The sequence below is a fragment of the Kordiimonas lipolytica genome (assembly GCF_001550065.1).
Map to the genome: position 1 here is coordinate 22990 of NZ_LRUB01000002.1, position 26661 is coordinate 49650.

Here is a 26661-nt window from a genome sequence, read left to right on the forward strand (position 1 = left end):
AACCATGAATAAAAGCACTCTGGCACCAGTTGGGCGTTTTATCGCTTGTTAATGTTTGCTAGTTAGATAGCTTTATAGGGGTCGAAAACAAGTTAAGGGCGAATCCCAGTGACGGACGATCAGTTTTCATACGCAAACGACGAAGAGTTGGTAGGCCAGTTCCTGGAGTGGACCGGCAATGCCGTGGTGGAAATGCGTGAGATCGTCGATGGTCTGCCCGAGCATGAAAGCCGCGAAAGTGATGCCTCTAGCCGTTTGTATGACCTGTCGCACAACATCAAAGGCATGGGCAGCAGTTTCGATTACCAGTTAATGACGGCCATCGGTACGTCCCTGTGTGTCTATATCAAAAAGCTTGAAGGCGAACTGAGCCGCCGCGTTGTCGATGCTCATGTGCGTGCGTTTGAGGTGATTCTCGCCAACAAGATCAAGGGTGATGGCGGGGAAAAAGGCGCCGCGCTGGAAAGCCGCCTTTCGGCCATTATCGCTGAAGAATCCTAAGGCTGATTCCACATTTGTTCACTTTTTGTTCTTTATGGTTGCGTGTGCCCGCAGGTTCCGCCATCCTTAGGCTTTCATGCTGTCAGCCTGGAGGATTGTGATGGAGGATATCGCGACCACACCCTGTTCTACTGACGCCGTGCGCCCTGTTGTGACCGATTCGGTTACCCGGGGTGTCTTGCGGTTTTTCATGGACCTCGGCTTCGCACCGATGACAGAAATACCGCTCACCAATGGTCGCCGCGTTGATGTGCTGGCACTTGACCGGCGTGGCAAGGCAGTGATCGTTGAGGTGAAATCGTCTGTTGCCGATTACCGTGCTGACAGGAAATGGACAGAGTATCTCGACTATTGCGAGGAGTTTTATTTCGCGGTGGACGCATCATTTCCCCGCGAGCTGTTTGACGAATCAGATAGCTTGCCCGAGACAGTCGGTGTGATTGTGGCTGATTCTTATGGCGCGGATATCCTACGACCTGCCGCAGTGCGACCGGTGAACGCTGCCCGCCGCAAAACACTGACGCTCAGGATGGCGCGGGCCGGGGCCCAGCGCCTGTCTTCACAGATGATTGGTCGGCCCTGAACCCTATTTGGCGTCAGTTTCCAGAACGGTGGTGTAGCTTTCCCAGCGCTCGCGCCCGCCTTTGTTTTCAAGCACATTCTGAAGGGCAGCGACCGTACGCCGTTCATAGCGTGTCCCAGCATCCCCGTTCAGGATGTCGAGCGCTTTGTCGAAGCCGAGGCCTGTGCGGTGTGCCCGGGCGGAAACCATGCCGACAAAGGCGTTGGCGACGCTGAGGACGCGGGCACCGGGCTCGATCGCATCGCCTGCCTTGCCTTCCGGTTCGCCACTGCCGTCCCAATGCTCGCGCATCTGGCCAAGGATCGCTGCGACAGGACCCTTGAAATCAAGGCCTGCCACCAGCGTGGCGCCTTTCTGCATACTGTCGCGCACCAGCGCCAGTTCTTCTTCGGTAAGCGGCGTTTGCTTGGTCAGAATCGCAGTGGGCACGAAAATCTTGCCAAGGTTCACCAGCTGTCCGGCAATGCGCACGCTTTCAAGCGCGTCATTATCCCAACCCATTTCCCGGGCAACCGTATGGGCCACGTCAGCGACCCGGTCAGAATGGTGTTTGCTCCATGGGTCGCGGGCATCAATGATCTGCGTCAGGGTGCTGACAAGCTGTTTGAAGAGCGTTTCTGACTGTTCCTTTGCGGCCACAAGGTCTGAGATGTCTTGCATCACCAGAAGCGCTGCAGCTTCCTTGTCGCCTTCCGCTTTCAGGGGCAGAAGCTGTGTCTGGAAAATCTGCTCCGCACCATCCTTTTGAATGCGCAGATGCTGGCTTGTAGCCTCACCTGCCACGGCCTTATCAAGTGCTGCGCGAAGCTTGTCGGCAATCTCGCTTGGGAAGGCTGTATCAAGCCGGCGGTTGTTCAGCTCCGCAACCGGCAGACCCGTGACATTGCCAAGATGCTTGTTGGCAAACTGCACCGTCATATCGTCGCCCAGAGCGGCAATGGCAGTGGGTTGATTGTCGCTGACCGACTGAAGGAAACGGCTAAGGGCCTCATTTTTGGCCGATAAAGCAGCTTGTTCCCGCCAGGCGGTTTCAAGGCGCCGCGACACGCCGTGCCGCCAGACCATCACGAGAGCCGCCAGAACAAAGAGCGCGGCGAGTGACAGTGTAATCATCAGGCTGTTACGGCGTTCAATGATTTCCGCCATGGCCTCGTCTGCATTGATGGTGCGCACCAGAACCCACGGCACAGGTGCAGAAAGTTCACGTCCTGTAACTAGTACTTCAGTATCGGCATAATTGGTGAGTGAGGCGAAGCCACGGGGTTGGCGGGCAGCAAAGGCCGCAGCCATGTCCACCCGCGGGTCACCGATTCGGCCCCCCTTTGCAAGAGGTGTCAATGGCACGATGATGTCACCGTCCTGGGGCATCACCAGGTAGGTTTCGCCCGTCTTGCTGGCAGCACCTGGCTGTTCCAGCGTCTTGAGGAAATCTTCATTCAGCGGGCGCGCGCCGACCACCCAGATGTCCTGCGCGGTTGCGGCTGTCATGCCTTCGCCGGTGATTCGGGCGCCAAAAAGCACAAGCGGGGTTTTGTCTTCCAGCCGAGGTCCCAGGGCGATAAAGGAGCCGCGCGCATCCGCTGGCCATTCGCCGGGGCGGAGTGCCGGCATGCCGGTGGTGGCAACAAGCGGCGTGCCGTCGCCTTTGATGATGGCCAGGCCCGCACGCTGCGGTCGTTTGACGTTGGCTGCAACCTGGTCAATGGCGCGCTGCTCATGGAAGCCTTCGCGTTCAGCCGCAGCGGAAAGAAGGGCAAACACATAACCGCGCTGGCCTTCGGCGAAGCCACTGTCGCCGCTTGTGGACTGGTTGGCATAAAGCTGGACAGTGGCGTCGGCGGCCAGTTCTTCAACGCTTGCGATATGACGGTTCAGCCATTTGGCCACTTCGAGAGCCCGGCTGTCAGCCACCAGATTCAGCCGGTCGTGCCAGCGTGTCAGGTTCTGTTCAGCCTGCGACTGCGCGAACTGGAAGATCAAAAAGAAGCCCACGGCCGCAACGGCCAAAATGCCGGTACCGGCCGCCAGAATGGATTTGCCTGATTCTGATCTATCTGACTCTTTGGCGCGCGCCATATGGTCCCCCTGCGGTTCAGGCCGCGAAAGCGCGGCCTCAGGTTTTGCCCGAAAAGTCGGGTTCGTTAAAATTATGGTGAGACATTGCCATTAGGCTTGGCGTCCCTTACCCCGGACACTATGTTGAAGCAGAATGCGTCCGATCTCAAATGGTTTTGCGGCGCACAGCATGCGGGGTATGTGTGCATCCTATGAAGGCATGAAAAAGGTTATATGACTGTATTTGCAAGGATATTGGCAATTTTGGCTCTTTTGGTCGGGTTCAGCCTGCCTACTTTTGGGGCACCAAAAAAAATTGTCATGAGCGGTTTGTTCGGCAGTCGCGAAATCCATTCCACTAACATGAAGTCCTTTGACAAATGGACCGAGATGTGGCGGCGTCACAATCTCCCTCATGCGACTGCGGAAACCCCGTCCGCCCAACCGGAAGGGGCACCCTGCCGGGGGCTGGCCCGTATTCAGTGTGGTCGTGACGCTTGGGAAAAGTTCATTGCCGATCATGCAAATTCCAGCGGATTTGATCTTTTAGAAGCTGTTAACGAATATATGAATAAATCCCCTTACATCGTCGATCCGGTGAATTGGGGGATTCCGGATTATTGGGCCACGCCCGATGAATTTTTCCTCAAGGACGGTGATTGCGAAGACTATGCAATCAGCAAATACATTACGCTCAAGCGCCTTGGCGTTCCGATAGAGGCGATGCGGCTGGTGATTTTGCAGGATGAAAATTTGCGTACGGCTCATGCGGTTCTGGCCGTCGAGAGCGAGGGGGAAAGTTATATTCTTGATAACCAGATTGATGCGGTTATGCCGCACGGCCAGATTCTGCACTACCGGCCGGTATATTCGATCAACGAAAACGGCTGGTGGTTGCATCAGGTGAAGCGGTTTTCACGCTAAATTAATGTTTTTTCTGTTCAATTGCGTCAGACAGCGGCGCATTTTCTAGGTTGCAACAAGGTGAGCAAAAACAAAACACTCGAACGGATGGTAGACTATGTCCGTGGCCTTCGGCGGCACGCTGAAGGGCGGCGGGCTGTGCATGTCAAAATGTCTGCACTCGAACGCGAGTTCCGGCAGGAACACTACCGTCTGTTTGCCGCCTCTGCCCTCAGGGGGCTTGTTACCAAGTTTGGCGCGACCATCTTTTCGCTGCCGAATGCCGATATCGTTCTTGTTGTCAAAGAGGCTTCTGTCGATGATATCGACCCGCCTCTGAACAATATCCGCCGCAAGCTCAAGAAATCAGCCGTCGTGGCGCGCCTCGACCCTGTGCAAGGCGCCAGCGATGATTTTGTAACCTGGTTCGACCTGGAAAAGGACTATGAAGGCTTCAAGACTTATGTCGAGCGCCTGTCTACCGCGCTGGAGGCCGGAGCTGCCTTCCGCGACGATCTTGAAGAAGCCATCAAGGCCCCGCCAGGCAAGAAACTTGAAATAAAAAAGCCTCAGTCTTCCGAAGGCCCGCCGATGAAGCCGCCCGCCCGCTATGTGCGGATGATGCCCATTGACGCGCCGGCCCACACATTCGAAGACCGCGAGCTGGACCCGGAATTGCTGTTGGCTATCACGAAGGCGCTGCAGGGTGCCGATGTCGCTGGGCAGCTCAGGAAACAGCATGTCATGGCCATCATCGGTGAGGGCGAGATGATGCCCGTTCTGGTGCATAAATGGATCCCGCGGCATCTTTTGTATGAAGTCCTGCTAAAGGGGCGTGTGCTAGGTTCGAACCGCTGGCTGGATGGCTATCTAGAGGATTATATCGCCAAGCGCGTGCTGGCTTCGACACCGTCGATGGCCAATGAAGACTCTTTGGCTTCCAGTATCCGCGTGACCTCAGCGGCTGTCTTGTCTGATTCGTTTGACCTGTTCGACAGTTCTATCGGTGGGGCGCCGAGGTCCAAGGTAGTGCTGGAGTTCGGCGCAGTGGATATCATCGCCAACCCGGTTGTCTATAGTGCCGCAAGCGAAAAGGTGCTTGGGCTTGGCTACAGGATCTCCATCGCAGACCTGCACCCGCTTTCGTTCCTGGCTATCGAGTATGACAAGCTGAATGGCACGTTCGTGAAGCTGGTGAAGCCCGAAGGCCCGGTGGGTAAATGGCTGACGGAAGAGACCGAAACCGCCATTCACCGCAAGGTGGACCGCGTGGGCCAGGCACGGGTTATCCTGGATGCCTGCCACGAACCGGCGGACATTGATCTTGGGCACCTGATGGGTATCACGCTGTTCCAGGGACAGGCGGTTGCACCGCTGGTGGAGCTTCAACCAGACGAGCTTGCCTAAGCCTCAGTATAATCGGAATTCGTTGTGGAACTGCCCGGCCACCTATTGTGGTGACCGTTTAGCAAGGATGCGCTGCAGCGTACGCCGGTGCATGTTCAGCCGACGTGCCGTCTCAGATACATTGCGGTCGCACAGTTCATAGACCCGCTGGATATGCTCCCATTTCACCCGATCGGCTGACATGGGGTTTTCCGGTGGTGGTGGCGTCTGCCCTTCCGGTGTCAGCAGGGTGCCTGCAATCTGGTCCGGATCTGCGGGTTTGGACAGATAGTCAACAGCGCCTGCCTTCACTGCAGCAACCGCGCTCGCGATATTGCCGTAGCCAGTCAGAATCACAACCCGCATGTCAGGATTGATCTGGCGAAGCGTTGGCACCAGGTCCAGGCCGTTGCCATCTTCCAGGCGCATGTCGATAACGGCATACTCAGGCTTGTGCTGAGCCGCCAGTTGGGCGCCTTCCTCGATACCTTCCGCCGCGAAAACATTAAAGCCCCGGCGTTCCATCGAAAGGGTCAGTCGGCCCCGAAAGGCCTTGTCGTCTTCCACTACAAGCAGGCGCATTTCGCCTTCATCGGTTGGTTCATCCGCCATTCTTTTATTCCTGTTCCGGGGTCGTCGGTTGACCCGCTTGTACCCCATGGGGCGTTGCTTCTTCAAGTGCGCTCCGGGGCCATTCGATAAGAATTTGCGCGCCGCCCATCGCGGCATTCTCGAAAGTGACCTTGGCGCCAGTGCGCTCCAGCAGCGTCTTTGCGATGAACAGTCCAAGCCCCAGACCGCCATCCTTGCCGGGTGTAGGTTGGCGTGTCGTGACATAGGGTTCGCCAAGGCGCTTGATGATTTGCGGGTCGAAACCCGGTCCGTCATCCGAGATTGAAACCGATACGATCTTTTCGTCCCAGCCCGCACTGATCTGCACTGCAGTGCGTGCAAAGCCGCTGGCATTTTCAATGATATTCCTCAGCGCATGGATCAACTCAGGTGTGCGCATGACCTTGAGCGGGCTGTCGCCCCCGGTGGCATACCGAATGATGACACCGCGGCTTTCGTGGGGGGCTGCAGCTTCGCGCAGCATGGCTTCAAGGTCCACTGTTACGAAATGCTGGTCATCCCCCGCCTGCCGGTGTTTCCGGAGTTCTGAAAGAATATCCCTGCATCGTTTCGTTTCCGAAACGATAAGTTCCAGGTCTACACGGGTTTGTTCGTCACCATCCCAATGATCAAGGAGCTCTTTGGATGCCAGCATGATGGTCCCAAGAGGAGTGCCTAGTTCATGCGCTGCGGCGGCAGCAAGCGTGCCAAGGGCAGCCAGGCGCTGTTCGCGCTCCAGTGCAATCTGCGTCACGGCAAGCGCGCGCGCGCGGCTTCGGCCCTCGCGTCCCACCCGTGCCATATAGAGCGCAAGGAAAACAAGCGTGAAACACAGGCTGACCCAAACCCCGGCCTCAAGCGTGATGGGCAACTCCGGCGGCGGCCCGGACCAGGGCAGGGGGAAGGGCGTCAGCGCCAGCGCAGATACAAGAATGAGCGACAGTGCGATCAGGAATTTGGTGCTGTGTTGCCCCAGGATGGAGGCCGATACGCTCGTTGGAGCAAGCAGAAGGACAGCAAATGGATTGTTCAGCCCGCCGGTTGCGAACACAAGTGCGAACAGGTGAATCAGATCAAACGCCAGGTGAGCGGCAGCCTGGTTATCGCCCAGGCGCCTGTTAGGATCACCCTTGAGGGTGAACCACAGATTGAGCGCCGCCGACGTCAGCACGATCGGTATAGTAATCTCCGGGCGGACATCGAAATTCAGGCCCCAACCGACGACTGCCAGCGCAAGCAATTGCCCTGCCACGGCCATCCAACGAATGAGCACAAGCGTGCCCAACCGAACGCCGCCGTCTTGGCCCAGGTCCGGGTTAACCTGCAGCAGGTCGCTGTCGTTTGTATAAAGCTGGTTCGGCATCAGGCCTGCGTCCTTTGCATCTAGGGGGTGGCGAGCGTAAACGCCAGCAGCATTAACACCGCCAGAAGACCAAGGAGTGTTGCGACCACAAGCACGAGCCCCGCTTTCCGGAGGTCGGCCCCTGTTTGTTTGGCGCGTCCATCTTTAGGGCCGATCCACGGCTGGCGCTTTCCGGGGGCAAAGCGGAACGATAAGTTTAGTCCATGCGCCAGCGCGGACAAGGGCATCAGGCGGGATGGCAGCGCGCCTTTCCGCCCCCTTAGCGGCGCGAGGAACGCGACAAGGTGAGTACCCGGGATAAAGATATGGGCTGCCGCGATTGCCAGCGTCGCAAGGATGCTTCCCGGCAGGGCTGCCAGCTCCCCGATCAACCAGAAGGGCCGCAGGAATGGGCTGTCGGGGCGCGCAACATTGAGGCCGATCTTCTGGTCAATGGCAGCACGCAGGAACCGGTAGGGCAACAAAAGCGAAAACCCGCCAACGGCAAATAGGACCAGATTGCAGGCAACCCCATCGGTAAAGCCGAAGGTGGCGCGCATGACGTTGTCACGTGTCAGGTCATATTGCTTCGGGCCGGCGATTTTGCTGTCCCTTATGATATCGGCCCATAGCCGGTGTTGCCTCAGGAACAGCGACAAGGCAAAGGCGAAGGCCACGAAGCTTATGGGGCTGGCAAACAGGAGCGGATCCAGCAACCGGCCCAGCCAGAAAAGGGCAGGCAGGAAAAGCGCCAGCACAATAATACCGCGCACCAGTCGCTCGCCATTCGAACGGGTTGAACGGTCCAGCCTTTGGGTCAGGAATGAGGTCAGTCTGGAGAAGAAATCATCAGGGCCAGGAAGCCACCCAAGAAGGCGGCGGGAGCCGAAAGCAAGGTCCAGAACAAGGGCCAGGCCGAACAGTGTAACCAGGTTCGGCCAGGGATTCCCTGTTATGGCAGCAAGGCCGTTAATATGACGCCCCCGCTTCTTCCAGCATACGCACCACGTTGCGGTTGCGGCTCAGCTTGGCATATTCAAGCGCGGTCTTGCCGGTGAAATCCTGCACATTCGGGTCGGCACCCGCTTCAAGAAGAACCCGGACAACACGCGATTTGCGTGCGCGGACAGCCTTGATGAGAGCCGTTTCCTGGCCAATGTCAGCCCGATTCGGATCTGCCTCATAGCTGAGGAGGAGCTTCACGCCGGTCACATCGCCCGCTATTGCGCGGCGCATCAGGGCGGTTTCGCCCCGATCCGGGTCGCTGATATCCGGATTGGCTTCATAGTCCAGAAGGAGTTTAACCAGCGCCAGGTTGGATTTGTCCACAGCGATCAGAAGTGCCGGTACCCTGTCAGACCGGCGGCGCGTGTCTGGCGACACGCCTTGCGCCAGAAGGTTGGTCACTTCCTGGATGTCTTGTTCGTCTACCGCCTTCAAGAGATCATACTGGGGCGAGGCCGAAACCTGCAAGGATGCACCAGCGACCAGGAACAGGAAGGAGGCGATTAGGGACAAAGTGCGTTTAAGCGCTAACATGAAATCTCCGTATCAAAATTGTGTCATAAGGCCCCAGGCATGCCGTTGGGCCGTGACATGTGCGGCACATATTTCTATAAGACTTGCGCGATCACAACCCCCAAGCGGTCAAATCGGGCCCACGGGGCGATCAATTTATGGAGATGTGGCATGAAAGTGATACGGATTGTTGCCTGGGTAGCCGTTGTGGCCGTGGGCATATTTGTCCTGTTTAACCGTTACCAGAGCATGCAGGAAACCAGTACAGGGCCCGGCGGCCCGTTCGTGCTGACTGCTCACACGGGCCAAACCGTCTCCAACAATGATTTCAAGGGCCGCTATATGCTGATCTATTTCGGCTACAGCTTCTGCCCAGATGTCTGCCCCATCGAGCTTGGAAAAATGTCAGCGGCGATGACCATGCTGGAAAATGAAGGCTATGACATCAGCCCTCTGCAGCCCATCTTCATCACCGTAGACCCGGAGCGGGATACGGTTGAGGAATTGGCAAGCTATGTCACCGATTTTCACCCAAGCCTTATTGCGCTGACCGGTAGCCCGGAAGAAATTGATGCCGTCGCGAAGGCCTACCGGGTATATTATAAGAAGCGTGAACAGGAAGGCCTGGATGGCTACCTGATGGATCATCAGTCGGTAATTTTCGTGATGGACCCTGAAGGCAAGTATGTCCGCCTGTTCTCAAGCCGCAATACGCCCGCCGATATTGCGGACGCCATGAAACCGGTTCTGGAGAAAGCCAGTTAATGCCCTTCTGGAAAGAAAAGTCGCTGGAGGATATGACCCGCGAGGAATGGGAAAGCCTGTGCGACGGCTGCGGTAAATGCTGCCTGCACAAACTGGAAGACGAAGACACGGGCGAAATCCATTTCACCGAAGTGGCGTGTCGTTTCCTTGACCCGGATACCACCAAGTGCGGAAAATATCTGGTGCGCCAGCGATATGTGGGCAATTGCGTGGTCATGAGCCCTGATCTCCTTCAAACGCTGCCTTGGATGCCCTCCACCTGTGCTTATCGCCTCCTTTATGAGGGCAAGGACCTATTCGACTGGCACCCTTTGGTTTCGGGCGACCCGGAAAGCGTTCACAAGGCCGAGCAGTCGGTGAAAGGCCGCACGGTGGACGAGCGGGAAGCAGGCGACTACGAAGACCATCTGGTAGACTGGCCCGCCTGATCTTCGTATAATCACAGCCAGTGGGATTATGGGGAACTAACTGGGCCATGAGCATTGTTTTTGGGGCATTCTTCACTGTTGGGGTACCTGTTGCCGTCACAGCTTATCTGTTGATCGGCTGGCTGATCCATAATGGCAGACTGCAGAGCTTTTCCAGCCGGAAGGAGCTCGATGAGCATATCAAAGGCATCAAGCAGCAGAAAAAAGAGCGCAAAAAAGAACAGAAGAAAAAGAAGGAAGCCAGAGAGAAAGAATCCGATCTGGCTTTCAGGAAGTGGCTGCAGTTTGGGGGCGGCTTCTATGGCACCGCGGCTCTCTATACCTTCGTTATCAATGAAATTGGCGATATCTTTCGCTTTCTATTCAAGGTCCTGAATATCGCGGATTGGCAGATAGACTGGTCCCTGGGCGGCATCATTAATTTTCTGGTCACAGCTTTCGTTGAGTTCCTGCTTAACAGCCTGCAGAATTTCCTGGCTGCGATCCTGTGGTTTATGGAGTGGGGTGAAGGTGACGGTGGCCTGCGCATCCTCATGAATTTTGCGATGGCCTATGTGGGCTACGGTATCGGCTCCAGGCTGGCAAGCGAACATGCGACCACGGACAATGGTCACCGCCATCTGTGGCGATGGATCGAAAGCAAAAGGAACCGCGGAGAGCAGCAAGAAATCATTGAGGAGGAGACGTGAGCGATCCGCTTCATGTCCTGCTTGGTGAGGAGGAAGTGCCTGTCACAGTGCGCCGGAACGCCCAGGCACAGCGTATGGTGCTGCGTGTCTGCCCCACAAGCGGGGACGTAAAGCTGACACTGCCCAAGCGCTCCAGCCTGAGACAGGCAAGGAAGTTCCTGAACCAGCACCTGGACTGGATCGGTGATCAGCGCGAGCAGGCGGAGAGTGTTCCGCCGCTTGGCCACGGCGACAGCATTCTCTTTCTGGGTATCCCGCATGAAATAGAGTTTACCGACAGATCACCGAGGAAGGTGGTCGCCGAAGGCGGCAAGCTAAGTGTGGGTGGGCCCAAGGATCTGGCGGCAGGCAGGCTCAACAAGTGGTTCAGGGCAGAAGCCAAGGCCAGTCTTACTGAGGCATCTGAAGCCTATGCTGAGCTGCTGGGCGTGCGCTTCAACCGGGTGAGCATCGGGGACATGAAAAGCCGCTGGGGCAGTTGTTCCTCGCGCGGGACGCTGCGCTATAACTGGCGGCTGATGCTGGCGCCTGAAGCGGTGATGAAATATGTCGCCGCGCATGAAGTTGCCCATCTTCTGGAGATGAACCACTCCGATAGATTCTGGGGGCATGTGGCGCGGTGCGAACCAGACTTCCAGCTGCACCGCCGCTGGCTCAAGCGCCATGGCAGCGACTTGTTTGCCGTGAAGCTTTGAGGAGTTTATTCGGCGGCGCTCAGGCGAAAAAACAGGCCCTTGCGTAGGCTGTCGGCAATCCGCCGGGCTTTTTCCCGCGCGATCGCAGCAAGCTCAGGTGGCAGTGTATCTTTCACCGATGCATCGAAATAGGTCAGCCAGATATCGAAGTGCTCAGCCTTCATGCGGTGCTGTCCTTCCTTGACCACCTTGTGGTGGGCACCGAACGGATTGCCTTTGTAGGCTGGAATCCCGCCCAGCACCGTCATCCAGAAATCGGTCAACTTCTCGAAATGCTCGTCCCATATGCCTTCAAGCCGCTCGTTGAAGATCGGGCCCAATGTGTTGTCGGCGCGTACACGGCCATAAAAATCCACCACAAAGGTGCGGATCATCGGACGGTTAACAATGGGTTCCAGGGGCAGTGGCACGGGATTTCCCTCTCTGATATCCCTTTTCCCTAAATGGGATCAGCTAGGGGAACAAGGCGTAATTTGGTCGCACCCCCCCCTTTGCCCAATCAGGATGACAGCAGCTATGAACCGCCAAAGAGGCGCTTGAAGAAGCTCTTTTTCTTTTTGGGTTTGTCAGTCTGTGTTTCGGAAGGTTGGCGGGAAGCAGGATCAGACGCCGAATCCGCATACAGGCCCGCGTCTGCAAGAAGCGGCCTGACAGGTGCCCCCGCGTGGGCTTCCAGCATAAAATCAGACCAGATACGGGCGGGCAGGCCACCACCGGTGACCCCTTTCATCGGGGTACCATCATCGTTGCCGACCCAGACAGTGGCTGTCATATCGCTGGTGAAGCCGGCAAACACGGCATCGCGGCTGTCCTGGCTGGTGCCGGACTTGCCGGCGGCGTCGCGGTCAACCTTCGCGTTCTTGCCAGACCCCCAGTCCACCACGGATTTCAGCATGCTGGCCATATCCTCAACGACAGGAAAGGCCAGAACCGGGCGCGGACGCTCCGGCAGCTTGCGGTAGATGACTTCGCCTTCAAGGGTGGTCATTTCAAGAATTGCGTAGGGTTCAACGGAAAACCCGCCGTTGGCGATAGAGGCATAGGCGCCGGTCAGGTCGATCAGCTTCACTTCCTCGGTGCCCAGCGGCAGGCTTGGAAGCGGTGTCACGTTGGTGGAAATCCCCAGCCGCTTGGCCATGGCGGCCACCCGGTCGCGGCCCGCACGTTCGGCCACCTGCACAGCTACAGTGTTGATGGACCGGGCAAAGGCTTCGCGCACCGTCATGTCGCCACCGAATTCGCCGCTATAGTTTTTAGGTGACCAGCCATCAATACTGATGGGGGCATCCTTGAAATGATCCTCCGGCTTGATGCCTGCTTCAAACGCCGCCAGATAGGAAAACAACTTGAAGGCGGATCCTGGCTGCCTGAGCGCCTGAACCGCGCGGTTATATTGGCTTTCACCATAGTCGGCACCACCCACCATGGCCCGAACGGCACCGTCGTGTTCCAGCGCAACAATAGCACCCTGGCTAGCGCCGCGTTTTTCGCCTTCGCCGGAAAGCCCGCGCTCAAGCGCCATGGCTGCCGCGCGCTGCACGCCCGGGTCCAGCGTAGTGTATATCACCAGCGATCGGCCTTGCGCTTCCGGCAGGACACGTGTGGCCTCGCTTGTGACCCAGTCGGTAAAATAGCGTACGTCGTTGCCCGCGGCGGACCCGCGAACCGTTGGTGGCTGGTTTTTGATTTTGTCAGCGGCGGCTTCGGTCAGCGCTCCGGAATCGACCATGGCCCCCAGAACCACCTTGGCCCGGTCCCAGGCACCCTTTGGATTGATGTGCGGCGCCAGGCGTGATGGTGCCTTCACGAGGCCTGCCAGCATTGCCGATTCCGCAATCGACAGGTTTCTGGCCGAATGGCCGAAAAATTTGCGGGAGGCAGCATCGACGCCGTATGCACCCCCACCGAAATAGACCCGGTTCAGATAGAGCGTCAGGATCTGTTCCTTGGTGAACTTCTGTTCCAGCCAAAAGGCGAGAAGCAACTCACGCGCCTTGCGGGTCATGGTGCGGTCGCTTGAAAGAAACAGGTTCTTCGCAAGCTGCTGGGTGATGGTGCTGCCACCGGCCCGGATGCGGCCACGCTTCACATTGGTAACCACTGCACGCGCGAGACCGCGGCCGTCAACGCCGCTGTGCTCAAAGAAGTGCCGGTCTTCAACGGAAGTAAAAGCGCGCACGAGAGCGTCCGGCACTTCCTCATACCTGATCCAGTCACCGTAGATGGGACCGTTTCGTACTAGTGTTGCACCGTTGGCGGCTTTGATGATGATGGCCTGATCGCCAGCACCCGGAGCTGGCAGGTTGTCCAGGTCCGGCAGGTCGTGCGCCAGATAAGCCATCGTGATGATGCCAAGAATGATGCCCCAAACACCAGCCACGGCGCCGCCATACAGAATCCGGCGCACCAGCGGACGTTTGGCCCTATTGGCCTCAGTTGCGGTCGCTTGGGCGCTCTGTCGGCCTTTGGTTTTCTTCGGGCTTTTCGGTTTCTGGTTACTCACGGACATGTCCTGCTTGTTTGGCCGCTTTGTAGCATGGCAGGCAAATGAGGCAAAGTTGCGAAGCATTTGCCATTGATATTTGCATGGTTCGGCGGCATTGTTAATTTACCGAACGATTGGTTGGTAACTAGCGCAAGGCCTAAGGCATGACCCGTCCACCGAAATTCAGCAAGGCAGCCATGGCAGAATTCCTAGAGCAAGTCTTTAAGGAAAATGGCTATGAGGGCGCGAGCCTCAAGCTGCTGGCAGCCACGACCGGTCTGTCGAAAGCAAGCCTTTATCATCATTTCCCGAAAGGGAAATCCGAGATGGCGGCATATGTGCTGGCCTATTCCGGCGCGCGGTTGTCGAAGTTGGTACTGGCGCCTTTGCGCAGCGCAAACAAGGAAGGGCTTTTGGCGTCGCTACGCGGGGCTGTGACCTACTATGGCGGCGATGTGCCAATTTGTCTGATGAACAGCCTGCTTCTTGGGGAAGGGCGGGAGCTGTTCGGCTCCCAGATTCGCACTGCCGTCGATGCCTGGCAGGCTGGGCTTTCAGCCTGCCTTGTGGGTGAGGGTACTGAAAAAGGTGAAGCTGATGCCTGGGCGTCGGATGCCATTGGCCGCATTCAGGGTGCCTTGGTGCTGTGCCGCGTGGAAGGGACGCGCGTGCCCCTCGATAATTGCCTCGAAGCGCTGTCCAGCGATGTAGAAAGCTGGCTTGCCGAAGGGTAGAAGCTACCTGTAACTATGCCATTGACCTTGGCGCGACAGGCAATAAGGTGCCGCGGCAGTGTGCCGTATTCCATGATTTTGACGTCTTTGGGCTTGACCTTTTGCTAGCAACACGCCACATCAGGGTCAAATCAGGAAGGATTTAGTCATGTTTATCGAAACCGAAGTCACCCCAAACCCGGAAACGCTCAAGTTCCTGCCGGGCCGGACGATCCTGGAAACCGGCACTGCCAGCTTCAATGACCCTGAGGGCGCCGATGCCTCTCCGCTCGCTGAAGCCATGTTCGGGCTCGACGGTGTGACAGGTGTGTTCCTTGGCTATGACTTTGTCACGATCACTAAATCCGAGGCGGCCGACTGGTCTGATGTGAAGCCGCAAGTTCTTGCAGGCCTGATGCAGTTTTTTGCCTCCGGCGCGCCGATCCTTAACCACGAGGGCGCGGCTGATACCTCCACGGCTGTCGACGAAGACGAAGCCGACGCTGAGATCATCGAGCAGATCAAGACGCTACTCGACGAAAAAATCCGCCCGGCTGTGGCGGGTGACGGCGGCGATATTATCTACCGCGGCTTCAAGGAAGGCGTTGTGTATCTGACGATGCAGGGCGCTTGTGCGGGCTGTCCAAGCTCCACAATCACGCTGAAGCATGGCATCGAGAATCTTCTGAAATATTATGTGCCTGAAGTGGTGGACGTCCGCGCGGTCGACTAATCCGTCGATTAATCCAGGGGGCCACCGGGCACCAGGAAAAACTTCCCATGCCAGTACCAGCGCCCGCCGCCGGCGGGCAGCGTACAATTGATACGATTCCGCCCTTTGGGAAACGCCTTGTCAAAGCGGACCTCAACGCGGTTTCCGAGGCGGATCAGCTCCGCCGGTTCGCCCAAATGGCTTGGATAGCAGGCAAGCGCTGAAAGCCCCCTGACATTATCATCCACCGTGAAGCCATAGACAGGCGGGTTGCGCTCTTCTGTGAGCAGCGTGGCTGTTGGCACTACATCTGATACCGGTAGGGCCATCGCCTGGCTGATCAGCTTGAAGCGCTGCATTTCCCCATAGCGTTCGTTCACTGGAAAACGCGGCAGGGCGAAAGGGTCGCTCCAGGTGGCTGCCGGGCTTGAAAATTGCGCAAATGCAGCATCAAAGCCCTCGGCCTCGACGGCTTGTTTGATGGCGTCGTCATACTCGCCATAAGGATAGGCGAATAAGGCGGGTACTTTGCCCAATTCTGTTTTGAACCGGTCGCTGGCACGACGCACATCTGCCATCGAGGTCTCAAGTCCCGCGTGCGGCATGTGCAGATGGCTGGCGCTATGGTGGCCGATCTCGACGCCCTCTTCGCGCAGTTGCCGCACGTCATCCCAGGTCATGTAGTTGCTGCTGACCTGATTGCTGGCGCTGTCCACCGGGTCAGTGGAGACAAACAGCGTCATTGGAATGCCGGCTGCTTTCAGCCGTGGCCAACCATGTGTAATCACCGACTTGTAGGCATCATCAACCGCGACGGTGATGGTTTTTTCCGGCAGCTGTTCCTTGGCTTTCAATTTCGCCGCGATATCGCCAAGTGCCATGAAATGATAGCCGCCATCCTTCAGCTGTTTGATCTGGGCTTCCAGTTGCTCGATGCGAATGTTGGTTGTGGGGTAGCTGTCTTCACCAAAGCGGTGGTACAGCAAAATAACAGCAGATTGGTCCGCAATGGCGGCGCCAAAACTGACAGCTGCCATGACAAGCGAAAAAACTATACGTGCGGCCCTTGTCATCAATGACCCCCTTAATTTAGCGTTCCGGGATCGATTCTGTTGCCGATCACCAATACGCAGTCTTGCCTTGTTTCATGCAAACTGGCAAGAGGGGCGATAAAGTTTCATATGAAACCGAATTGGCAACCGTTTGAAGAGTATAATAGGAAAGGGAATCAAGATGGCCGTTACCCCGTCCAATAAACTGGATGATGCAGCGCTTGATCAGCTGTTTCGAGAAGCACGCACCATTAATGTCTGGACCGACCGCGACGTCAGTGATGACCAGGTCAGGGCGCTTTTTGACCTGTTGAAAATGGCCCCGACCAGTGCCAACTGCTGCCCTGCCCGTTTTGTATTTGTGAAAAGTAAGGAAGCCAAGGAACGCCTGGTCCCGCATCTGATGGACGGCAACAAGGAAAAGGTGATGCAGGCGCCGGTGACGGCGATTATCGCCACCGACACTGCTTTCGCCGATCAACTGCCGAAGCTTTTCCCGCACGAGCCAGACGCCAAGAACTGGTTCGCCGATCCGGCCGTCAGCGAGGAAACAGCTTTCCGGAACGGTACGCTGCAGGGTGCGTATCTGATCATGGCGGCCCGAAGCCTTGGGCTGGATTGCGGCCCGATGTCCGGTTTCGACAAGGAAGGTGTGGACAAGGAGTTTTTCTCTGGTACCACCTTTAAGTCCAACTTCTTGTGCTCTATCGGCTATGGTTCTGACGAGCGTATTTTCCCGCGCAGCCCACGCTTCGACTTCGACGAGGCAGCGCAAATTCTTTAAGGACGAAGCCTGGTGACCGATCCGATCCTGCTGGCCATTGATACTTGTGAAGGGACTTGTTCCGCAGCCCTGGTGCGCGGTGAGGAGCCTCTCGGCAGTCGTATGGAGCGTATCGGTCGGGGGCATGCCGAACGCCTGTTGCCCATGATTTCTGAATTGATGGCAGAAGCGGGTCTAGGGTACGCGGACCTGACGCGCATCGCGGTATGCACGGGCCCCGGCACCTTCACGGGTCTCAGGATCGGCCTTTCTGTGGCACGTGGGCTGGCGCTCAGCAAAGGTTTGCCGTGCGTCGGGCTGATGAGCCTGCCAGTTTTGGCCGCGCAGGCCGGAGCGGATCCAGACACGGCTGTTCATGCCATTGTAATGGGCCGTGGCGGCCAGGGGTTTTACCAGGCATTTGAGGGCGTCAGCCCGGATGGCCTGCCCAGGCCCGTCTGTGATGCCGCTTGCCTGGACGGCGACGTGATCGCGGCCAAAGTTGCGGCGCAGCCGGGCATCGTTGTCGGTAGCGGCGCGCCCCTTGTGGATATGTCGAGCGACCAGGATGCGGTGAACCCGGTGGTTCTGGCACGGCTGGCGCGCGAGCTGAACCCGGCCGATCACGCCCCAGAGCCAGCCTATCTCAGGGAAGCCGACGCCAAGAAGGGCAAGGCCCTTTTGCCGGTTGAGGCATGACAGAGCTGAGTATATCGCCCTTCCCGAAGGGCTGGGACGCGGGATACGGCATTCTGGCCGACTTGCATGATGCGGCATTTTCCCCTCAGGGCGATCGGCCCTGGTCTGCGGGCGAATTTCGCCACCTGGTAGAGTCTCCCGGTATAGAAGTGTTTTTCGCACACGAGGATGACCGTCCGCTTGGCTTCATGATGGTCCGAACCATCTGTGATGAAGCCGAACTGATTTCCATTGGTGTCGATCCTGTGTGCCGCAAACAGGGCGTGGGTGGGCGATTGCTTGATGCGGCGATACAGGCGCTGGCGTCAGCAAAAGTCAGAAGCTTTTTCCTGGAAGTGCGCGAAGACAATGCTGCGGCCATCAGGCTTTATGAAAGCAGGCGCTTCAGACGATCCGGGCGCCGCCCGGAATATTATCAAACTCAAAGTGGTAGTAGGGTGGATGCGCTTTGCTTGACTTTGATTATAGATATCTAGGGCAAATCAAACCAAATAAAGATATTACACTGTTTATCTCTTTACTTCGATTTCCAGGATGGTTAATTGTACGTCATCGCTTGGGGGAGGGATGTCGGTAACAGCGTCATCATCTGTCAGGAAAGATGCCTCAATGGTCTTTTCAGACAGGATGGTGTGCCCCAAAGAGCAGATGGAACGGATCAGAGGTTCGTTTCCTGGGGACTGTTCGAAAACAACGGTTGTTGTTCCTCCGGGTGAAACTTGGTCCAGGTGGAGTTTTGTTTTGACAAAAGCCATGGGGCATGTGGCGCCGCGCAAATCTAGAAAGTCTGTCAGGTTGTGGCGTTGCATATGGGTGGCCCTTTGATTGCACGGGATGCTTATCTCATCTGCGGTCAGCTTTTGTAAAGCCAAACAGAGAATTGGCTCCAGACCATCTGGCGAGCTGGAATGAGGGTTATGGAACAAAAAGAAGTATTGAAGGAAGAATTGTTGGGGCTGACGGCCGAGATCGTCTCGTCGCATGTCGCTAACAATTCCGTGGCAGTAGCTGAGCTGCCGCAACTCATTGAACAGGTTTTCAAGACGCTCCAACAATTGGGAGCAGGCACCACAGGACAGGAAGCCAGGCCTGACCCGGCTGTGCCGATCAAGAAGTCGATTACGCCTAACTATATGATTTGTCTTGAGGACGGTAAGAAGCTCAAGATGCTCAAACGGCACCTGAAACTCAATATGATATGTCGCCCGAAGATTATCGGGAACGTTGGGGTCTTCCTGCCGATTATCCGATGGTTGCGCCAAATTACGCCAAGCAACGGCGTGAGCTGGCGAAAAAAATCGGGCTGGGGCGCAGCCGAAAAAAATAGCCTGTTTCAGGGCTTTTATTCCTGTCGGGTCAATCTCCGCGACAGAAGCGTACAAAAGGCGGCATGCATGGGTTGCGTGCACGCCCCTGCTGTGCCATCTTCCGGACATATTCCAGCAATAATTCAGAAGCTATCAGGAGTGTCTTGAGGTCATGACTACGGATCATCCAAACATTGAGGACCTGTGCCTGCAGAAAGGCATGCGGATGACGGATCAGCGACGCGTGATCGCCCAGGTTCTTACCGAAGCCGATGACCACCCGGACGTTGAAGAGGTGTATCGCCGTTCGACTGCGATTGATGAGGGCATCAGCATCGCGACCGTATACCGTACGGTGCGCCTTTTTGAAGAGGCAGGCATCCTGGAGCGTCATGATTTTCGCGACGGCCGTTCACGGTATGAGCCGGTATCAGACGAACATCATGATCATTTGATCAACGTGGAAACGGGCGAAGTGCTCGAGTTTCACAATGATGAAATAGAAAAGTTGCAGGAAGAGATAGCGCGCAAGATGGGCTACCGTCTGGTTGACCACAGAATGGAGCTCTACGGCGTGCCTATCAAGGACAAGTAAGAGCCGCCCACTGGGTCGGGCACGGAGTAGGATATGGCGGAGGAATATGGCGGGCTTAGAGCCAATCTGGATGCGGAAGGCTGGACCTTCCTCGGCTTTATGAGATTGCTTGCCGTTATTGTTGCGTCCATCCCGCTCTTGCCGCTTCAATATATCATGGTGAAATTCTTCCCACGGACATGGTGGCCCGTTGCGGGCCTTTGGCACCGGACTATGTGCCAAATCCTTGGCGTCAGAGTACGCATAAGTAAGCGCAACGCAGATGCCCACCTGGTCCACAAGGGATCAGTGCTCTATGCAGCCAATCATATTTCCTGGCTGGATATTCCCGTGCTCGGCGGCCATTTGGAAAACGCCAGTTTCATCGCAAAATCCGAGGTGGCGGGCTGGGGCTTTATCGGGACCATGTGCAACCTGCATAAAACGATTTTCGTAAACCGCATGCGCCGTACCGACAGCCTCAAGCAGCGGGATGCGCTTGTTGACCGCGTACAGGAGGGGCATAGCCTGATCCTGTTCCCAGAAGGCACGTCCACTGACGGCATGAATGTGGCACCCTTCAAATCCGCTCTTTTTTCTGTAGCGGAGCGGGCAGATGAGGCATGCGATCATGATCTTCTTATCCAGCCTGTGACACTGGCCTACACCGAAGTGAACGGCATGCCGCTTGTACGGTCCCAGAAGCCATGGGTTGCCTGGCTTGGGGATGTGGAATTGTTCCAGCACCTAAGGCAGGCGATGGGACGTGCCCGCATTGAGGCGATTATCGAATTTCATGCGCCGATCACCCTTGCTGAGGCCGGATCCAGGAAGGCGCTCGCAGCTTACTGCGAGCAGGAAGTGCGCCTGGGGCTGGAGCGTGCGCACCGGGCGGAAATGCGCCTTGGGCCGCGCGATCATGGAGGCCTTTTGCCTGCAACAGGTGACGGCGAAGGCGAACTTCTCGACAATGGCGCCGAACCCGCCTGAGGCAGCGTGTTCTGATAATAGCGCTATCCGTTGGCAATTCTTGACTCTCAAGGGGTGTCTGGACTAGGTTCCGGCACCTTTTTCACGCCGGGCTGGTAACCCGGCAGGACACAAGCTGCGGCAGGAGCAGAGACCTTGAGTAAAAAAGTTTTCATCAAGACCTATGGTTGCCAGATGAATGTCTATGACAGCAAGCGTATGGCTGACGTGCTGAAGCCCCACGGCTATGAAGTGGTGGACCAGGCTGACGGCGCTGACCTTGTGATCCTGAACACCTGCCATATCCGCGAAAAAGCGGCGGAAAAGGTCTATTCGGAAATCGGTCGCCTTCGTGCGGAAAAAGATGCCAAGGCGGCTGAAGGCAAGAATATGTACATCGCAGTCGCAGGCTGTGTGGCTCAGGCCGAAGGTCCGGAGATGATGAAACGTGCGCCAGCGATCGACATGGTGCTCGGGCCCCAGACCTACCACCGCTTGCCTGACATGCTGAAGTCTGCCGAAGAGCAGCGCACCGGTGGTCGCCGGTCTGCACGCGTTCTCGACACCGAATTTCCCATTGATACCAAGTTTGACCACCTGCCGACCGACAGTGATTTCGACGGCCCGGCGGCTTTTCTGACCATTCAGGAAGGCTGCGATAAATTCTGTGCTTTCTGCGTGGTGCCTTATACCCGCGGTGCGGAATACAGCCGCCCGGTGGCCGATGTGCTCAAGGAAGCGCAGGCCTTGGTGGACAAGGGCGTCGTGGAAATCACGCTTCTTGGCCAGAATGTGAATGCCTATCACGGTGACGACGGCAATGGCGGCACCATGACACTCGGCGGTCTGATCAAGGCGCTCGACAAGATCGAAGGGCTTGGCCGTATCCGCTATACCACATCGCACCCGCGCGATATGGACCAGGAGCTGATTGACGCTCACCGGGATATTAAGTCCTGCATGCCTTACCTGCATCTGCCGGTTCAAAGCGGCTCGGACGCCATTCTGGAAGCCATGAACCGCAAGCATACGCGCGATGAATATTTCGAGATCATCGACCGTCTGCGCGAAGCGCGGCCCGACCTGGCGCTCTCAAGCGATTTCATCGTTGGTTTCCCAGGTGAAACCGATGAAGATTTCGAAGCAACGCTGGATCTCGTTCGCCGGGTGAAATACGCCCAGGCCTACAGCTTCAAATACAGTCCGCGTCCTGGCACGCCCGCAAGCGTGAACGAAGATCAGGTGCCGGAAGAAGTGAAATCCGAGCGGCTCGCGCGCCTTCAGGCGCTGCTGAACGAGCACCAGCTGGAGTTCAATGAAAACAGCATCGGTCAGGAAATGGATGTGCTTCTGGAGCGCGAGGGCAAGCAGCCAGGGCAGCTTCTGGGGCGCAGCCCTTACCTGCAGTCGGTTCATGTCGATCTGACAAAGGGTGACAATGCGCTGGACGTGGCAGGCGATAAGCCATACACTGACTTTATGGGGCAGTTGGTGCGGGTGAAAATCGTTGAAGCCGGCCCTAACAGCCTTAAAGGGGAACTTGTCAGCGCCCTGCACTAAAGGCATGGCGCGGCAATCAAGGAGCCGCAAACAGCACAATATGTACGCCAAGGCAAGCTCAGCTTCCGCCCGACCGGGCGCCTCATCATCCAGCCACAAGAAAGTGGTTGAATTCGAAGACAACCGACTAGCGGCCGTCGTATTTGGCCAGCATGACAGAAACCTGACCCGCATCGAACAGCGGCTCGGGGTTGTGCTGATCAACCGCGGCAACAGGATCGCAATTGAAGGCACGCCTGAGCGCGCCGAAGTCGCGCGATCTGTGCTTGCTGATCTCTATGACATGGCGCGCCGCGGCCAGCCTGTGGATGTCGGTGAGGTAGACGGGGCGATCCGAATGGCGGAAGGTGTGCCGCTTGAGCCGATTGAACAGTCCATCTCCGCCCGCCCAGATGTGGTAAAGCCCAAGGACGCGGACATGAAGATCACCACCCGCAACCGGGTGATCATGCCACGGTCGCCGGGGCAGGCGGACTATATCAAGAATCTCGTCAAGCATGACATGGTGTTCGGTGTTGGCCCTGCCGGTACCGGCAAGACCTATCTGGCGGTTGCCATGGCGGTGGCGAGGATGCTCTCGGGTGAGATCGACCGTATTATCCTCAGCCGCCCCGCGGTGGAAGCGGGCGAAAACCTTGGTTTTCTGCCGGGCGATCTGAAAGACAAGGTAGACCCTTACCTGCGGCCACTATACGACGCGCTCTATGATATGATGCCCGCCGAACAGGTGGAAAAGCGCATCGCCTCCGGGCAGATCGAGATCGCGCCTTTGGCCTATATGCGGGGCCGGACGCTGGCGAACGCCTTTGTCATTCTTGATGAGGCCCAAAACACTACGCCCATGCAAATGAAAATGTTCTTGACCCGGTTTGGCGAGAACAGCCGGATGGCCATATGCGGGGACGTGACCCAGGTGGACCTGCCGCGCGGTACGCGTTCGGGTCTCCGGGACGCACTTGATATACTGAAGGGTGTGGACGGCATCGCCGTTACCCGCTTCACCGAGAAAGACGTAGTGCGCCATCCGCTGGTTGGGCGGATCGTAGAAGCTTACGGCGATGAAGACGGACGCTAGGAGCAGTCAAGGTAGAGAGATGAGCGACGATCCTTCACCGAGTATCCCCGGCCGGGCGGGCCTTGATGCACTGCCTGGCCTCACCTTCGATTTCGATCTTCTGGATGAAAGCCTTGGTGAGGCGGCCTTCGTGCGGCCAGTGATTGAGGCTGCTGTGAGCGCGGCGCTTTTCGAGACCATTGCCCGCACCCGCGTGCCGATGGAGCTCAGCGTCCGGATCGTTGGCAACGATGAAAGCCAAGCGTTGAACCGGGAGTATCGCGGCAAGGACAAGCCAACGAATGTGCTTTCTTTCCCCGGTGTTGATCCCGACGATCTGATGGACGCTTTTGATCAGGCCGAGGCGGGCGGACCGCCCGTCATGCTGGGTGATCTGGTGATCGCGGGGCCGGTTGTGGTCAAAGAAGCGGCCGAGCAAAACAAACAGGTGCATCACCATCTTGCACATTTATCGGTGCATGGGGTTTTACATTTGATGGGTTTTGACCATATCGAAGAAGAAGACGCGGAAGAGATGGAAGCTCTGGAACGCGAAATTTTGGCGGGTTTTGGGATCAGTGATCCTTATGCCCTTCCTGATGAATGATGGACGACAAAGAGTGACAGACCAATCGGCAAGTTCGCCTTCGGGCGATAGTGGCAGCGCCTCCTCAAAGGGGCAGGGCGGCTTCTGGCGTACGATAAGAGACCTGTTAGGGTTTCGGGCCAGCGAAGTCAGCCTGCGTGAAAGCCTAGAGGAGGCGATCGAGGAACATGAAGAAGAAACCCGTGGGCAGGCCCTGGGGGAGGAAGAGCGTGAGATGCTCTTCAATGTACTCCGTTATGGGGCGCTCAGGGTAGATGATGTGATGGTCCCCCGCGCCGATATCGTGGGGGTCGCTGCTGATATTGCCTATGATGATCTGATCAAGGTGTTCGCTGAGGCCAACCATTCCCGAATGCCGGTCTACCGCGAAACGCTCGATACCGTTCTGGGCATGGTGCATGTAAAGGATGCGCTCAAGGCAACGGCACACGGCGAAGTCGGCGAAGACTTCAAGGTCTCCAATATCCAGCGACCGGTTCTTTTTGTGCCGCCATCGATGAAAGTGATCGACCTTCTGGCCAAGATGCGCCTGTCGCGCACTCATATGGCCATGGTGGTTGATGAATATGGTGGAACCGATGGCCTGTTGACCGTTGAAGATATCGTCGAGGAAATCTTTGGTGAGATCGAAGACGAGCATGACGAGATAGAAGACCCGTACATCACCCCACTTGAAGGCGGCGGCTATGACGTAGACGCTCGGCTTGAGGTTGACGAACTTGAAGAAGTGATCGGTGTGGACCTTCTGCCCGAAGAATTGGACGAGGACGTGGATACAGTCGGCGGGCTTGTCTTCTCACTCGCGGGTTGCGTGCCTGAGATTGGTGAGGTTATGGTCCATGAAAGCGGTTACCGATTCGAGGTGGTTGATGCCGATCCGCGCAGGATTCACAGGGTGCGGATCCATGTGGGTACGGAAGAGACCTCGCAGGCAGCCGACGACTAAGGGCGCACCAGAGGCGCCTGACAAGAATAATTGATAAGAACTGGCGAGAACAGGCAGAGTAGCCAATGAACGATCAAAGTCGGGATCAGTCCATGCTGGGCGCGCAACTGGCGCGCCTTTTTGATTGGCTGGATAAACGCAGCAGTTATGCCATGCATGCCTTTGCGTTTCTTCTGGGTGTTCTTCTGTCGCGCACTTTCGCGCCAGCGAATTTCTTCCCGCTTCTGTTCATCGCCATCCCATTGATGATCGCCCTTATTGACCGCTCAAGGAACAGTGTGCAGGCTTTTGCCTACGGCTGGTGGGCCGGTTTCGGCCTTTTCGCCGTAGGGCTCAACTGGATTGGCTATTCCTTCACGCAGCAACAGGCCGTGCCTGTCATCCTCGCACCCATCGCCATTCTTGGATTGTCCGCGCTGCTGTCGCTCTATGTCGCCATCATATTCGTGATCTGCCGCAAGCTCTGGTGCGCTGGTTGGTTCAGGGTTCTGTTGTTTGCGGCTGTCTGGACTCTTTTTGAGGTGGCACGCGGCATGTGGTTTACCGGCTTTCCGTGGCATCTCGTGGGGGCCGCATGGGCCGAATGGCTGCCGGTTGCTCAGAGCAGCTACTATATCAGCGTCTATGGCCTGACATTCCTGACCGTGCTGGTCGCCGGTTCGTTTGTCATGCTGCTTGATGGAGGGGCTTGGCAAAGAACCATCCTGCCTCCCGCATTGGCGGTGCTTGCCTTTGTCGGTCTGTCTGTTGCGGGCTATCTGCGGCTTGAAGCGGGGCAGACCCACTATCACCTGGGCATTTCCATGCGGCTGGTGCAGGCCAATGTGAAGCAAAGCGAAAAGTGGCTTTCCTATTTGATCGAGGATCATTTCGATAAACATATGAGCCTGTCGCGCGCCGCAGACCCGGACGGTAAAGCCAAGGGCGTGCGCCTCCTGATCTGGCCCGAGACCGCAGTTCAGACGGAAAGCTTTGACCGCGATGGATCGATCCACCGCTGGCGCATGTCGAAGCTTCTGGAATATGGCTCGTTCGCCATCACCGGCGCACCCCGCTATGTGCGCACGGAAGACGGCTATGATTATTACAACAGCCTGTTCGCGCTGAATTCAAGCGCTGACCTTTATGCCCGTTATGACAAAGTGCATCTGGTGCCGTTTGGCGAATATCTGCCCTTTGAAAACCTGCTAAAAAAGCTTGGCCTCAGCCAGTTGACCGGCGGAAGCGCCTGGACGGCCGGTCGCAGGCGCCAGACGGTGGCACTACCCGGCACGCCCGGCTTTTCACCGCTGGTCTGCTATGAAGCGGTCTTCCCTGGGGAAGTCATTGACCGGCGCGACCGGCCAGAATGGATTTTGAACATCACCAATGACGCCTGGTTCGGCGCGACCGAAGGGCCGTACCAGCATCTGGCCCTTGCCCGTATGCGTGCGATCGAGGAAGGCCTGCCCCTCGTGCGCGCGGCATCCACGGGCGTGAGCGCGGTGATTGACGGGTACGGCAGGACGCTTTCAAGCATGCCGGTAGGGCGCGAAGGCATCATGGACAGCCCGCTTCCCAAGGCGATCGACGTCCCGCCGCTTTCCACGGGCACACGGATCATCCTGGCGACACTCTTGTGTTCCCTGATCGCCCTCGCCCGAGTGATCTATTGTTGGCGGCGCGATCATACACCCTGAAAAAGGGCACACCACGCGCAAAAGGGCACAAAAGGGGCTTTGTCATAGGGCCCGTTTGCGCTAT

General features: G+C 57.1%; 29 protein-coding genes and 1 pseudogene. 21 read left to right on the forward strand and 9 right to left on the reverse strand.

Annotated features, from left to right (window positions below; all coding sequences use genetic code 11):
- Positions 1 to 108 precede the first annotated feature (108 nt).
- Complete coding sequence (locus KORM41_RS00155; protein ID WP_068143156.1) at positions 109 to 501, forward strand: hypothetical protein; 393 nt, start codon at positions 109 to 111, stop codon at positions 499 to 501.
- A 100-nt stretch (positions 502 to 601) separates the two neighbouring features.
- Positions 602 to 1084, forward strand: a complete 483-nt coding sequence (locus KORM41_RS00160) for an MmcB family DNA repair protein (RefSeq protein ID WP_068143158.1) — start codon at positions 602 to 604, stop codon at positions 1082 to 1084.
- A 3-nt stretch (positions 1085 to 1087) separates the two neighbouring features.
- On the opposite strand, the gene KORM41_RS00165 is transcribed toward KORM41_RS00160, so the two are convergent.
- The gene (locus KORM41_RS00165) at positions 1088 to 3160 is read right to left on the reverse strand and encodes an HD-GYP domain-containing protein (protein ID WP_068143160.1); all 2073 of its coding nucleotides are present in this window, start codon (positions 3158 to 3160) and stop codon (positions 1088 to 1090) included.
- 213 nt (positions 3161 to 3373) lie between these two features.
- On the opposite strand from KORM41_RS00165, the gene KORM41_RS00170 reads away from it, so the two are divergent.
- Positions 3374 to 4063 (forward strand): transglutaminase-like cysteine peptidase, encoded by a 690-nt coding sequence (locus tag KORM41_RS00170; RefSeq protein WP_068143161.1) that lies wholly within the window; start codon positions 3374 to 3376, stop codon positions 4061 to 4063.
- Between the two features lie 60 nt (positions 4064 to 4123).
- Positions 4124 to 5449: a hypothetical protein gene (locus tag KORM41_RS00175; RefSeq protein WP_156431834.1), complete on the forward strand. Its 1326-nt coding sequence runs from the start codon at positions 4124 to 4126 to the stop codon at positions 5447 to 5449.
- A gap of 42 nt (positions 5450 to 5491) precedes the next feature.
- On the opposite strand, the gene KORM41_RS00180 is transcribed toward KORM41_RS00175, so the two are convergent.
- From KORM41_RS00180 to KORM41_RS00195, 4 genes are all read right to left on the reverse strand, one after another.
- Positions 5492 to 6040 (reverse strand): ActR/PrrA/RegA family redox response regulator transcription factor, encoded by a 549-nt coding sequence (locus KORM41_RS00180; protein ID WP_068143165.1) that lies wholly within the window; start codon positions 6038 to 6040, stop codon positions 5492 to 5494.
- A 4-nt stretch (positions 6041 to 6044) separates the two neighbouring features.
- Complete coding sequence (locus KORM41_RS00185) at positions 6045 to 7403, reverse strand: ActS/PrrB/RegB family redox-sensitive histidine kinase (protein WP_068143166.1); 1359 nt, start codon at positions 7401 to 7403, stop codon at positions 6045 to 6047.
- Between the two features lie 20 nt (positions 7404 to 7423).
- On the reverse strand, positions 7424 to 8155 hold the full coding sequence (locus KORM41_RS00190; RefSeq protein ID WP_068143168.1) for a hypothetical protein: 732 nt from the start codon (positions 8153 to 8155) through the stop codon (positions 7424 to 7426).
- A gap of 196 nt (positions 8156 to 8351) precedes the next feature.
- Positions 8352 to 8921 (reverse strand): ankyrin repeat domain-containing protein, encoded by a 570-nt coding sequence (locus tag KORM41_RS00195; protein ID WP_068143170.1) that lies wholly within the window; start codon positions 8919 to 8921, stop codon positions 8352 to 8354.
- Positions 8922 to 9071: 150 nt separating this feature from the next.
- On the opposite strand from KORM41_RS00195, the gene KORM41_RS00200 reads away from it, so the two are divergent.
- The 4 genes from KORM41_RS00200 to KORM41_RS00215 are packed head-to-tail and all read left to right on the forward strand — an operon-like array spanning position 9072 to position 11477.
- Positions 9072 to 9665 carry an SCO family protein gene (locus KORM41_RS00200; protein ID WP_068143171.1) on the forward strand — a complete coding sequence of 198 codons (594 nt, stop codon included), beginning with the start codon at positions 9072 to 9074 and terminating at the stop codon, positions 9663 to 9665.
- On the forward strand, positions 9665 to 10093 hold the full coding sequence (locus tag KORM41_RS00205) for a YcgN family cysteine cluster protein (RefSeq protein ID WP_068143173.1): 429 nt from the start codon (positions 9665 to 9667) through the stop codon (positions 10091 to 10093). The genes KORM41_RS00200 and KORM41_RS00205 overlap by 1 nt, the downstream gene beginning before the upstream one ends.
- 47 nt (positions 10094 to 10140) lie before the next feature.
- Positions 10141 to 10782 (forward strand): hypothetical protein, encoded by a 642-nt coding sequence (locus KORM41_RS00210; RefSeq protein WP_068143175.1) that lies wholly within the window; start codon positions 10141 to 10143, stop codon positions 10780 to 10782.
- Positions 10779 to 11477, forward strand: coding sequence for a M48 family metallopeptidase (locus tag KORM41_RS00215; RefSeq protein ID WP_068143177.1), 699 nt, complete (start codon positions 10779 to 10781; stop codon positions 11475 to 11477). The genes KORM41_RS00210 and KORM41_RS00215 overlap by 4 nt, the downstream gene beginning before the upstream one ends.
- Before the next feature lie 5 nt (positions 11478 to 11482).
- Here the strand turns inward: KORM41_RS00215 and KORM41_RS00220 are convergent, their stop codons facing one another.
- Entirely contained in the window at positions 11483 to 11887 is a 405-nt protein-coding gene (locus tag KORM41_RS00220) for a group III truncated hemoglobin (RefSeq protein WP_068143180.1), read from the reverse strand.
- Positions 11888 to 11991: 104 nt separating this feature from the next.
- Positions 11992 to 13980: a transglycosylase domain-containing protein gene (locus KORM41_RS00225; protein WP_197420907.1), complete on the reverse strand. Its 1989-nt coding sequence runs from the start codon at positions 13978 to 13980 to the stop codon at positions 11992 to 11994.
- A gap of 146 nt (positions 13981 to 14126) precedes the next feature.
- Here KORM41_RS00225 and KORM41_RS00230 point away from each other — a divergent pair, with 146 nt between their 5' ends.
- Both KORM41_RS00230 and KORM41_RS00235 read left to right on the forward strand, forming a co-directional pair.
- Positions 14127 to 14696: a TetR/AcrR family transcriptional regulator gene (locus KORM41_RS00230; protein WP_082719627.1), complete on the forward strand. Its 570-nt coding sequence runs from the start codon at positions 14127 to 14129 to the stop codon at positions 14694 to 14696.
- Between the two features lie 148 nt (positions 14697 to 14844).
- Complete coding sequence (locus KORM41_RS00235) at positions 14845 to 15408, forward strand: NifU family protein (protein ID WP_068143186.1); 564 nt, start codon at positions 14845 to 14847, stop codon at positions 15406 to 15408.
- Between the two features lie 8 nt (positions 15409 to 15416).
- Here KORM41_RS00235 and KORM41_RS00240 read toward each other — a convergent pair whose 3' ends face one another.
- Positions 15417 to 16424, reverse strand: coding sequence for a polysaccharide deacetylase family protein (locus tag KORM41_RS00240; protein ID WP_231727039.1), 1008 nt, complete (start codon positions 16422 to 16424; stop codon positions 15417 to 15419).
- A 196-nt stretch (positions 16425 to 16620) separates the two neighbouring features.
- On the opposite strand from KORM41_RS00240, the gene KORM41_RS00245 reads away from it, so the two are divergent.
- From KORM41_RS00245 to rimI, 3 genes are read left to right on the forward strand one after another with little or no spacing between them, the layout of a single operon-like run.
- Positions 16621 to 17223, forward strand: coding sequence for a malonic semialdehyde reductase (locus tag KORM41_RS00245; RefSeq protein WP_068143190.1), 603 nt, complete (start codon positions 16621 to 16623; stop codon positions 17221 to 17223).
- Between the two features lie 12 nt (positions 17224 to 17235).
- Positions 17236 to 17901: a tRNA (adenosine(37)-N6)-threonylcarbamoyltransferase complex dimerization subunit type 1 TsaB gene (gene tsaB, locus KORM41_RS00250; protein ID WP_197420908.1), complete on the forward strand. Its 666-nt coding sequence runs from the start codon at positions 17236 to 17238 to the stop codon at positions 17899 to 17901.
- Positions 17898 to 18377 carry a ribosomal protein S18-alanine N-acetyltransferase gene (gene rimI, locus KORM41_RS00255; protein ID WP_068143195.1) on the forward strand — a complete coding sequence of 160 codons (480 nt, stop codon included), beginning with the start codon at positions 17898 to 17900 and terminating at the stop codon, positions 18375 to 18377. Before tsaB ends, rimI begins: the two co-directional genes overlap by 4 nt.
- Positions 18378 to 18410: 33 nt before the next feature.
- Here the strand turns inward: rimI and KORM41_RS00260 are convergent, their stop codons facing one another.
- Positions 18411 to 18710, reverse strand: coding sequence for a sulfurtransferase TusA family protein (locus KORM41_RS00260; protein WP_156431835.1), 300 nt, complete (start codon positions 18708 to 18710; stop codon positions 18411 to 18413).
- A gap of 108 nt (positions 18711 to 18818) precedes the next feature.
- Between KORM41_RS00260 and KORM41_RS00265 the strand changes: the two are divergent.
- From KORM41_RS00265 to lnt, 8 genes and pseudogenes are all read left to right on the forward strand, one after another.
- Positions 18819 to 19228 (forward strand): annotated as a pseudogene (locus tag KORM41_RS00265) (MucR family transcriptional regulator).
- 152 nt (positions 19229 to 19380) lie between these two features.
- Positions 19381 to 19803 carry a Fur family transcriptional regulator gene (locus tag KORM41_RS00270; protein WP_068143199.1) on the forward strand — a complete coding sequence of 141 codons (423 nt, stop codon included), beginning with the start codon at positions 19381 to 19383 and terminating at the stop codon, positions 19801 to 19803.
- 33 nt (positions 19804 to 19836) lie between these two features.
- Complete coding sequence (locus tag KORM41_RS00275; RefSeq protein ID WP_068143201.1) at positions 19837 to 20772, forward strand: lysophospholipid acyltransferase family protein; 936 nt, start codon at positions 19837 to 19839, stop codon at positions 20770 to 20772.
- Between the two features lie 135 nt (positions 20773 to 20907).
- Complete coding sequence (gene miaB, locus KORM41_RS00280; protein WP_068143202.1) at positions 20908 to 22311, forward strand: tRNA (N6-isopentenyl adenosine(37)-C2)-methylthiotransferase MiaB; 1404 nt, start codon at positions 20908 to 20910, stop codon at positions 22309 to 22311.
- A 4-nt stretch (positions 22312 to 22315) separates the two neighbouring features.
- Positions 22316 to 23386: a PhoH family protein gene (locus KORM41_RS00285; RefSeq protein ID WP_231727040.1), complete on the forward strand. Its 1071-nt coding sequence runs from the start codon at positions 22316 to 22318 to the stop codon at positions 23384 to 23386.
- A gap of 19 nt (positions 23387 to 23405) precedes the next feature.
- Positions 23406 to 23972 carry an rRNA maturation RNase YbeY gene (ybeY, locus tag KORM41_RS00290; RefSeq protein WP_082719629.1) on the forward strand — a complete coding sequence of 189 codons (567 nt, stop codon included), beginning with the start codon at positions 23406 to 23408 and terminating at the stop codon, positions 23970 to 23972.
- 13 nt (positions 23973 to 23985) lie between these two features.
- Positions 23986 to 24918 carry a hemolysin family protein gene (locus KORM41_RS00295; RefSeq protein ID WP_231727041.1) on the forward strand — a complete coding sequence of 311 codons (933 nt, stop codon included), beginning with the start codon at positions 23986 to 23988 and terminating at the stop codon, positions 24916 to 24918.
- Positions 24919 to 24983: 65 nt separating this feature from the next.
- Positions 24984 to 26597, forward strand: a complete 1614-nt coding sequence (lnt, locus tag KORM41_RS00300; RefSeq protein WP_068143204.1) for an apolipoprotein N-acyltransferase — start codon at positions 24984 to 24986, stop codon at positions 26595 to 26597.
- Positions 26598 to 26661 lie beyond the last annotated feature (64 nt).

Coding starts and splice junctions, on each gene's coding strand:
- KORM41_RS00160 (WP_068143158.1), top strand. CDS start 602: ATGGAGGATATCGCGACCACACCCTGTTCTACTGACGCCGTGCGCCCT.
- KORM41_RS00165 (WP_068143160.1), bottom strand. CDS start 3,160: ATGGCGCGCGCCAAAGAGTCAGATAGATCAGAATCAGGCAAATCCATT.
- KORM41_RS00170 (WP_068143161.1), top strand. CDS start 3,374: ATGACTGTATTTGCAAGGATATTGGCAATTTTGGCTCTTTTGGTCGGG.
- KORM41_RS00180 (WP_068143165.1), bottom strand. CDS start 6,040: ATGGCGGATGAACCAACCGATGAAGGCGAAATGCGCCTGCTTGTAGTG.
- KORM41_RS00185 (WP_068143166.1), bottom strand. CDS start 7,403: ATGCCGAACCAGCTTTATACAAACGACAGCGACCTGCTGCAGGTTAAC.
- KORM41_RS00195 (WP_068143170.1), bottom strand. CDS start 8,921: ATGTTAGCGCTTAAACGCACTTTGTCCCTAATCGCCTCCTTCCTGTTC.
- KORM41_RS00200 (WP_068143171.1), top strand. CDS start 9,072: ATGAAAGTGATACGGATTGTTGCCTGGGTAGCCGTTGTGGCCGTGGGC.
- KORM41_RS00205 (WP_068143173.1), top strand. CDS start 9,665: ATGCCCTTCTGGAAAGAAAAGTCGCTGGAGGATATGACCCGCGAGGAA.
- KORM41_RS00210 (WP_068143175.1), top strand. CDS start 10,141: ATGAGCATTGTTTTTGGGGCATTCTTCACTGTTGGGGTACCTGTTGCC.
- KORM41_RS00230 (WP_082719627.1), top strand. CDS start 14,127: ATGACCCGTCCACCGAAATTCAGCAAGGCAGCCATGGCAGAATTCCTA.
- KORM41_RS00235 (WP_068143186.1), top strand. CDS start 14,845: ATGTTTATCGAAACCGAAGTCACCCCAAACCCGGAAACGCTCAAGTTC.
- KORM41_RS00240 (WP_231727039.1), bottom strand. CDS start 16,424: ATGGCAGCTGTCAGTTTTGGCGCCGCCATTGCGGACCAATCTGCTGTT.
- KORM41_RS00245 (WP_068143190.1), top strand. CDS start 16,621: ATGGCCGTTACCCCGTCCAATAAACTGGATGATGCAGCGCTTGATCAG.
- rimI (WP_068143195.1), top strand. CDS start 17,898: ATGACAGAGCTGAGTATATCGCCCTTCCCGAAGGGCTGGGACGCGGGA.
- KORM41_RS00260 (WP_156431835.1), bottom strand. CDS start 18,710: ATGCAACGCCACAACCTGACAGACTTTCTAGATTTGCGCGGCGCCACA.
- KORM41_RS00270 (WP_068143199.1), top strand. CDS start 19,381: ATGACTACGGATCATCCAAACATTGAGGACCTGTGCCTGCAGAAAGGC.
- KORM41_RS00275 (WP_068143201.1), top strand. CDS start 19,837: ATGGCGGAGGAATATGGCGGGCTTAGAGCCAATCTGGATGCGGAAGGC.
- KORM41_RS00285 (WP_231727040.1), top strand. CDS start 22,316: ATGGCGCGGCAATCAAGGAGCCGCAAACAGCACAATATGTACGCCAAG.
- ybeY (WP_082719629.1), top strand. CDS start 23,406: ATGAGCGACGATCCTTCACCGAGTATCCCCGGCCGGGCGGGCCTTGAT.
- lnt (WP_068143204.1), top strand. CDS start 24,984: ATGAACGATCAAAGTCGGGATCAGTCCATGCTGGGCGCGCAACTGGCG.